Raw genomic sequence first — 7,043 nt, forward strand, 5'->3', positions numbered from 1 at the left:
CTGCCCCAGTAGGCAGAAAAACTAACACAAAATTGAGTGATTGGGAAACAAGGGAGAATAAATATTGACTCCCTACTCCCTACTCCCTACTCCCCACTCAGCACTCAGCACCGGCTAAACGCCGCGCTACCGCTAACAGCACTCACTACTCCCTACTCAGCACTCAGCACAGTTTTCCTAATAACCGCACCTAATTAGCCGGACACTACTACCATTACAAATATTAAAATTGCTTAATACTTTGTTACACTTGAAACAACGAGAGGGTTAAAAAAAACAACTCTCGCCGTTGAAATCAAAGGTAAACGACATGAACGGCACAATTCGCGTTGGGAATCTCTTCGGTATTCCCTTTTACATCCATCCATCGTGGTTTCTGGTTCTGGGATTAGTAACCTGGAGTTATAGCGGTGGACTCATGGCACAATTTCCTCAATTGTCTGGGGGATTAGCTTTAATACTAGGATTGACGACAGCGTTGTTATTGTTTGCCTCTGTCGTCGCCCACGAGTTAGGACATAGCTTTGTAGCCTTACGCCAGGGAATTAGTGTAAATTCAATTACACTATTTATTTTCGGTGGTTTGGCTAGCTTAGAAAAAGAATCGAAAACCCCAGGTGAAGCGTTTTGGGTAGCGATCGCTGGGCCTTTAGTCAGCCTGTTGTTATGTGGTATCGTCACAGTAGTTGGTGTTACCAGCCCCATATCCGGCCCCGTAGCAGCTATTCTCGGTGTTCTAGCATCTGTAAACCTAGCCTTAGCCTTATTTAACCTTATTCCTGGCTTACCTTTGGATGGTGGTAATATCCTCAAAGCCATTGTGTGGAAGATAACAGGTAATCCCTACAAAGGTGTGACATTTGCTAGCCGAGTTGGACAAATCTTTGGTTGGGTAGCGATCGCCTCTGGTGTAATTCCCCTCTTCTTTTTTGGTAGCTTCAGCAACTTCTGGAACTTGTTAATTGGTTTCTTCCTATTAAGAAATGCTGGCAATGCGGCGCAATTTGCTAAATTTCAAGAAAAACTCACAGGATTGACAGCAGCAGATGCGGTTACACTAAATAGTCCAGTGGTTTCAGCTAATATAAACCTCAGAGAGTTTGCAGATCAGCAAATTGTTCAAGGCAATAACTGGCAACGGTTCTTAGTCACCAACGATGAAGGACAATTAGTAGGTGCGATCGCACTTAATGACTTACGCAATGTTAATACAACACTGTGGTCAGAAACGCAAATCAAAGACGTGATGCGATCGATTGAATCCACCACTATCCCATCAAATAAACCATTACTAGAAGTAGTGCAACTACTCGATCAACAAAAATTATCTGCACTACCCGTCACTCGTGACAACGGTGTGCTAGTCGGAATATTAGAAAAAACTGCGATTATTCAACTATTGCAAAGTAGTACCCAACCTACTCCTGCATAGATGTTTCATTAAAAAAACCTCCTTCTCTCAAATCCCTCAGAATTGGGGGATTTTTTTGTAGGAAGAAATACAATACGGTTCGGATCAGATAATTTGCCAAAATAATAACGTTTCTACCCACCCATAACGTTAACCGAACCGTATTGAGAGGAAATAGACTGAAGGCACTTCCAATAAAATATAATTTTTCAGTGAATTTGTTACTTTTCTGGAAGTTCCTAAATATGAAACAACGCGGTGCTATTCTCTGGCTTACAGGGTTAAGTGGTGCTGATAAAACAACTATCGCCAAAGGTGTAGCGCAAGAACTACAAAAGAGAAATTACTTAACAGAAGTGTTAGATGGTGATATCGTTCGCACCTATCTATCTCAAGGACTGGGCTTTAGCAAACAAGATAGAGATACAAATGTGCAGCGTATTGGCTTTGTTGCCAACTTACTTAGTCGCAATGGCATAATTGCGATCGCTGCTGTGATCAGTCCCTATCGTCAAGTTCGAGAGGAACTGAAACAGACAACTACCAACTTTATCGAAATTTACGTTCAGGCTGCACTTGCAGTTTGTGAATCCCGTGATGTTAAAGGACTTTATGCCAAAGCCAGAGCGGGGCAAATTAAACATTTTACTGGTATCTCAGATCCTTACGAAGAACCGATAAATCCAGACATTATCTGTCAAACGGATCAATTCACTGTTGAGCAATGTGTTAACCAAGTGCTTCACTATTTAGAAACCCAAAGTTTTATCTCAACTGATTTTCTAGCTAGAATCCCCAGTGAGTTAGTCCCGTTTGGGGAGCTTGAGAGTTGATTTAATCTCTAAAACATCCCGGTCTAAAGTATCAAATCTGTGATCAAGCTCGCGTAACAAATCATTTAACCCTTGCTGCATCTGTTCTTGATTGCGGCGGATGTGCGCGAAATCACGCTCGGCCGCATATTTCTTTTTTTCAGCATTGGCATACCAAAGAATACTACCCATAACAGTAGTTATGGTTGCCAGGATTAAGCCACCGAGAGCAATTAAATCACCGGCTGTAAAATTTTTCATATTTAAAGTGCATCAATTTTAGATTCAATTCTGGCTAAATCAGCATCATAATCAGGCCCCGTATATCGCCAAACAAGAACGGTAGCATCTTCAAACCAATCAGGCACTGTAACAGAGATGCTGTAACTGTTGGATATTTTGGAGAAAAGAACAAGATTGATTTTGTCTAAAAACAGAGGTTGTTTTCTGTTAAAACTGGCATCTTGAGAACCACCAAAAATGATACCAGTGCTAACTTTTTGGTTAAGGTATCCAGCAAACTTCCACTCTCTACCCTCTGGAACATTGGTAGAAACCAAAACAGCCAAAACAAAAACATCTAACAAAATAGAGATAGAGATTTCGGGAATGGGAACAGCTTTGTAGCCGCCCCCTTCTTTTGGCAGCTTCATGCCTGAGATACTTTGGTTGAATATTGTCTCCCAGTTGCTAGAATTACCAAGTTGTAATTCCCTCATATCAAAAGGTCTATTCCCAGAATTTGATTAAAAGCTAAATCTTCAACAGGATTGACGTGTATAAATGGGTCAATGCCAAAATGATCCAAAACATCAAAATAAGTGCCTGTATCTAATCTGCCCGTTAGCCAATCAGCAGAAGATTGATTAATGGTGATCATCCCGTTAATGTCTCGCTCGTCGCAAGCAGTCACCATTAACAAATCGCGGAAATCTTCAGGCAGTATCAAGCTATTAGTCATTAGAGTAGCTCAGGGGTAAATGCGATACGATTTCCTGCTGTTTGAAGAAAAGACTCAATAGCTGAAAGTGCTTTAATGTCAGCTACCGCCGCCGTATAAGTCTCTGAATCTGTTCCTGCACCAAAAGGAGACGAGACAGTTTTAGTGTCGTATCGCTTGTACTCAATATCGGTAACGCGTGATTTATTATCAGCAACTTCAGCACCGCGATCTGTTAATGATAATTTCGCTGGTCGGTATCCCTTCAAGCCATCAAGCAAAACGCCACCAGTAGGAACAGTAAATCCTACGTCATGAGTTCTCGTAGATGACGCTGCGGCAGTTCGGACAATACCAATTAATGTTCCGTTGGCTGTTTGAGTGCCTGAAAGCAGTTTTACAGGTAAATATATCCGTCCAACCAATCCAAAAGATTCAACATATCCCTTAACGCGGTTAGCGTTGACTTTTACTGAACTACCGCGCTGTCCTTTATACAGTGTTTGCTTGGCATCCCTAGAAAGGTCTTCCCATGCGCGTAGTTTGGTAAGAGCTGCATTCAGTTCTACACCGCGTCTAATATCAGAATATTTTCCCATTTTTTTTAATTCTTGAAGTTCTGTAAACCCAAGCTAGCACTGCATTTTAGGAAGAACTGAACCAGTGGGAAGTTAACTTGTCGAAAAAGGATTGCAATCTTTAAGCCACCCCCACATCTTCAATCACGCTTCTCAATCTTCCGCCCACCGCTACCAGGTTGACCGGCTTGACCTGACCGGGGATGATTAACTGTGCGTGTGTAAATTTCACGTCAGCTGTAGGACGTTGGCGAAATTTTTTAACTGTCCTGCCATAAACTCGATGTGTACCAGGGTTGATCGGAAATTCCTTCGTATTCTCTATAAATTGAAAATTATTATCGCTGTAAGTTTTATCTAGTATTTTTAATACTGATTGAACTATAGAAATTCCCTCGGATTTTGATGCACACAATAAACGCAAATCATAACCATTTTCTAAATCTAAATAGGTGCATTTAAATTTACCCTTCTTCCAAATTAATGGAGGTGTGGCAAATTCATTTTTGATTTCACGGGCATATTCAACAGCATCAGCCCTTGATATGGTGTCAGCTGTTTTATTCATGATTCTGAAACCAATTTCACCGCGTACCTGTTCTGTTCCATCTCCATGCTTTTCAAAGTCGTATGGCTCTTTAAAGTAGAGTTTAATTTGTGGTCTAAACTTGGATTCTCGTTGATATTCCTGCACTGGAGTACCGTAAATCGGAGCTTGTAATGCTTGAGCATGACCGGCTGTAACTTCAAAAAGCCAAAGTCGCATCATTGTCATAGTGCTTGTATCCTCGTCTTTCATGGTGCAAGCGTGTCTCAATGCTGCTTTCGGTGTGGAGACATCATTTACTTCTTGATTCTTGAACCATTTGGCAACAGCTTTGTTATGCCACCGCCTCACAGTATCTTGCAAAAATTCCCATTCATTAAAATCATCAGGTAATGGCATTATTCATCAGCCTCCAAATCTAAATCAATCATTTCCAATGCAGAACTAGCTAATTTTGAGGCGGTTTCTACTGCTTTTAATTGCTCTGGTTCTGGCGAATCTTTACCTTTATTTGCTGGAGTACCATCTTCTTTAATTGCATTAGTTAACTCTGTTGTGGCTGTTGTTAATTCTGTTGTGGCGTTGATGATATCCAATGGTGCTTGTGTCACCATTTGTATGGTTGAAGCCCCATTTTGTAAGTTTTCTAAGAACTGTGTCACCCGATTAAATTTCGGCTGCGGGTTCATCCAACCGTAGGCACTCTCTAGAACTTCGCCAGACTTTCTAAGAGCATTACCAATTTTGGCTACCTTGCCAGCCGTCATCTCTAAGCCGGTGAGGATTGTTGATGCTAATGATTGAAAAGCATTTAATATGTTTACGGATGCTTGATAAATACGATTGGCTTTTGCCCAAACTACGGTGATAGTTTGATAATTTTCAGCACCAACCATACTTTTTATAAAGTTCTCAATGGTGCTAGATATAACTGAACCAATATCAAAAGCTTGCCCGTTATCGTCCTTTAATCCTACTAACTGAAGGATGTTACTGATAATGCCTAATAATGTTTGTCCGATGTCGTTAGACAACATGAAAGCATTGTGAACAGTTGCCGCAGTCGTTAACAGATTTAATGCCCGGTCTAATTTTAACCAATCAGAGAATCTTGATAACTTCCCACCAATCCCGCCAGGAAGCTGATCACCGAGTCTTGAGAGAATTGTCTGCTGTCCAGTCAACAGCGCGGCGTTTGCACCTGTATTTACAGCGTCCAGCACGCTGCCAGTGTTGTTGTTATTTTGCTGATTGATTCTATTCACAGCATAATCTACTGAAGCCTTGCCACAGCCCCCATTTAGGCTTTTACAGATGGCGTTGCCAGTAGCAGCTTCTACCTGTGGTGCAGTTAAAAGATTGGGTTTTATCGTGGTTGCAACTTTTCCAGGTATAAGCCCCAACATGGGAATTATTTGGTCAAGCTTCCCATTGAATTGGTCGAGTTTCCTATTACCCTCAGCATTCACTCTTTCTATTTCCTTTATTTGGCTACCGAACTTAACTTCATCTGCTTTTATATCTGCCTTTACCTTGTCAATCTCTCTTTGCAGTGGAGTTATATCGACAAAGGCTTTTTTCTTTGCTTCTGCTAATGCTTCTAATGCAGTTAATCTTGCTTGCTTTGCTTCCGCCGCCACTACAGTTACACCGCCGCCTAACGCTGATATTTCACGCTCCAGTGTTTCTTTGTCGCGTCGCTGTTGTTCCCGTACCATGTCCCCGATGTCGGAAGAGGAGAAGTCACTGTAGGTAACTCTTGCCGGTGTCACTGTAACTGGTGTGACTTTTAATCCTGATTGGTCGGAAACTGTTACAGTTGCAGGTGTGACAGTAGCAGGGGTAACGGTAACGCCCCAACGTCTCGTAGCTTGTTGCACGACTTTATTTGTCTCATCTACAGCACGTAACATACCTGTCTGTATTGTCGTGATAGCGGTAGCTGTAGCCTGTGGTAAGTTTTTTACAACATTAATACTTTTCTCTACTGCGGTTAACTTGCTGTTAATATCTTTGACTTGGTTATTAGCTTTATTAACTTCGTTGTTGGCTTTTGTTATTTCGTTGTTTGCTTTCTCTAATGCTTTCTGTAAGTTGTTAACTGTTGTCTCTATTGTTTTTTGAAAATTGCTGTTAGCGTTTCCTAGTAGCTTCTCAAATTGTGACTTTAACGTTGCTACTTCTTTATTAGCTTGTGCTATCTTCCCTTCTACTATCTTCCTGCCTTGCCTAGTTTCATAAAGTGCGTTGTTAGCATCTTCCCTGATTTTGGGTTGCTGCTTCTCAATGGCGTAAATCCTATCTCTTGTGCGCTGGTCTTCTTGTTTGAATTGCTTTACTTGAGCTTCTACACCACGGATAGCTATTACATTTTTTTGATAGCGGTCGAATGATTTTTGCAATTCACCGTTTACATAATCAAAGTTTTTAAAAGTGGAACTATTGATTATGCCTTGTAGAATCGCCTGGATTGCTACGACTATGGCTACCCCTCCAATCGCAATTAATCCACCAAGCGTAGAACCGGCGGCGGCCGCTTTTGATGCTGCGTTACCTTTACCCGGTATCTTTTTGAGAAATTCTGCTACTGGTTTTGCAACTTCCCCCTGTATATAAGCATTGCGTTTGAGTACAGATGTTATCCCGTTGGCAAGTCCGGGTAATCGTTTCATTCTTGATAGTTGATAAGCACTGTCAGCAGCGTACTTTGCCGCTTGCCGTGCCAAAAAAGCACCGCTTTTAGTTTGGAGTGGGA

Annotated in this window: 8 protein-coding genes; 2 read left to right on the top strand and 6 right to left on the bottom strand. The window is 41.5% G+C overall.

The window, feature by feature from the left end; translation table 11 throughout:
- Positions 1-310 precede the first annotated feature (310 nt).
- Together ACM0OR_RS14450 and cysC are read left to right on the top strand one after the other, a co-directional pair.
- Positions 311-1,432 (top strand): site-2 protease family protein, encoded by a 1,122-nt coding sequence (locus tag ACM0OR_RS14450; protein ID WP_414576932.1) that lies wholly within the window; start codon positions 311-313, stop codon positions 1,430-1,432.
- Between the two features lie 224 nt (positions 1,433-1,656).
- Positions 1,657-2,244: an adenylyl-sulfate kinase gene (gene cysC, locus ACM0OR_RS14455; protein WP_414576934.1), complete on the top strand. Its 588-nt coding sequence runs from the start codon at positions 1,657-1,659 to the stop codon at positions 2,242-2,244.
- Here cysC and ACM0OR_RS14460 read toward each other — a convergent pair.
- The 6 genes from ACM0OR_RS14460 to ACM0OR_RS14485 form a co-directional block, all read right to left on the bottom strand.
- Complete coding sequence (locus tag ACM0OR_RS14460) at positions 2,215-2,484, bottom strand: hypothetical protein (RefSeq protein ID WP_414576936.1); 270 nt, start codon at positions 2,482-2,484, stop codon at positions 2,215-2,217. The genes cysC and ACM0OR_RS14460 overlap by 30 nt on opposite strands.
- Positions 2,485-2,486: 2 nt before the next feature.
- On the bottom strand, positions 2,487-2,942 hold the full coding sequence (locus tag ACM0OR_RS14465; RefSeq protein WP_414576938.1) for a hypothetical protein: 456 nt from the start codon (positions 2,940-2,942) through the stop codon (positions 2,487-2,489).
- Positions 2,939-3,184: a hypothetical protein gene (locus ACM0OR_RS14470; protein ID WP_414576939.1), complete on the bottom strand. Its 246-nt coding sequence runs from the start codon at positions 3,182-3,184 to the stop codon at positions 2,939-2,941. The genes ACM0OR_RS14465 and ACM0OR_RS14470 overlap by 4 nt, the downstream gene beginning before the upstream one ends.
- The gene (locus ACM0OR_RS14475; protein WP_414576941.1) at positions 3,184-3,762 is read right to left on the bottom strand and encodes a hypothetical protein; all 579 of its coding nucleotides are present in this window, start codon (positions 3,760-3,762) and stop codon (positions 3,184-3,186) included. The genes ACM0OR_RS14470 and ACM0OR_RS14475 overlap by 1 nt, the downstream gene beginning before the upstream one ends.
- Positions 3,763-3,862: 100 nt before the next feature.
- Positions 3,863-4,687, bottom strand: coding sequence for a hypothetical protein (locus ACM0OR_RS14480; protein WP_414576942.1), 825 nt, complete (start codon positions 4,685-4,687; stop codon positions 3,863-3,865).
- On the bottom strand, positions 4,687-7,043 hold a 2,357-nt coding region (locus ACM0OR_RS14485), incomplete at its 5' end, for a hypothetical protein (RefSeq protein WP_414576944.1). The genes ACM0OR_RS14485 and ACM0OR_RS14480, both read right to left, overlap by 1 nt.

This window comes from Anabaena sp. CCY 9402-a (genome assembly GCF_963920945.1).
Taxonomy (GTDB): domain Bacteria; phylum Cyanobacteriota; class Cyanobacteriia; order Cyanobacteriales; family Nostocaceae; genus Trichormus; species Trichormus minutissimus.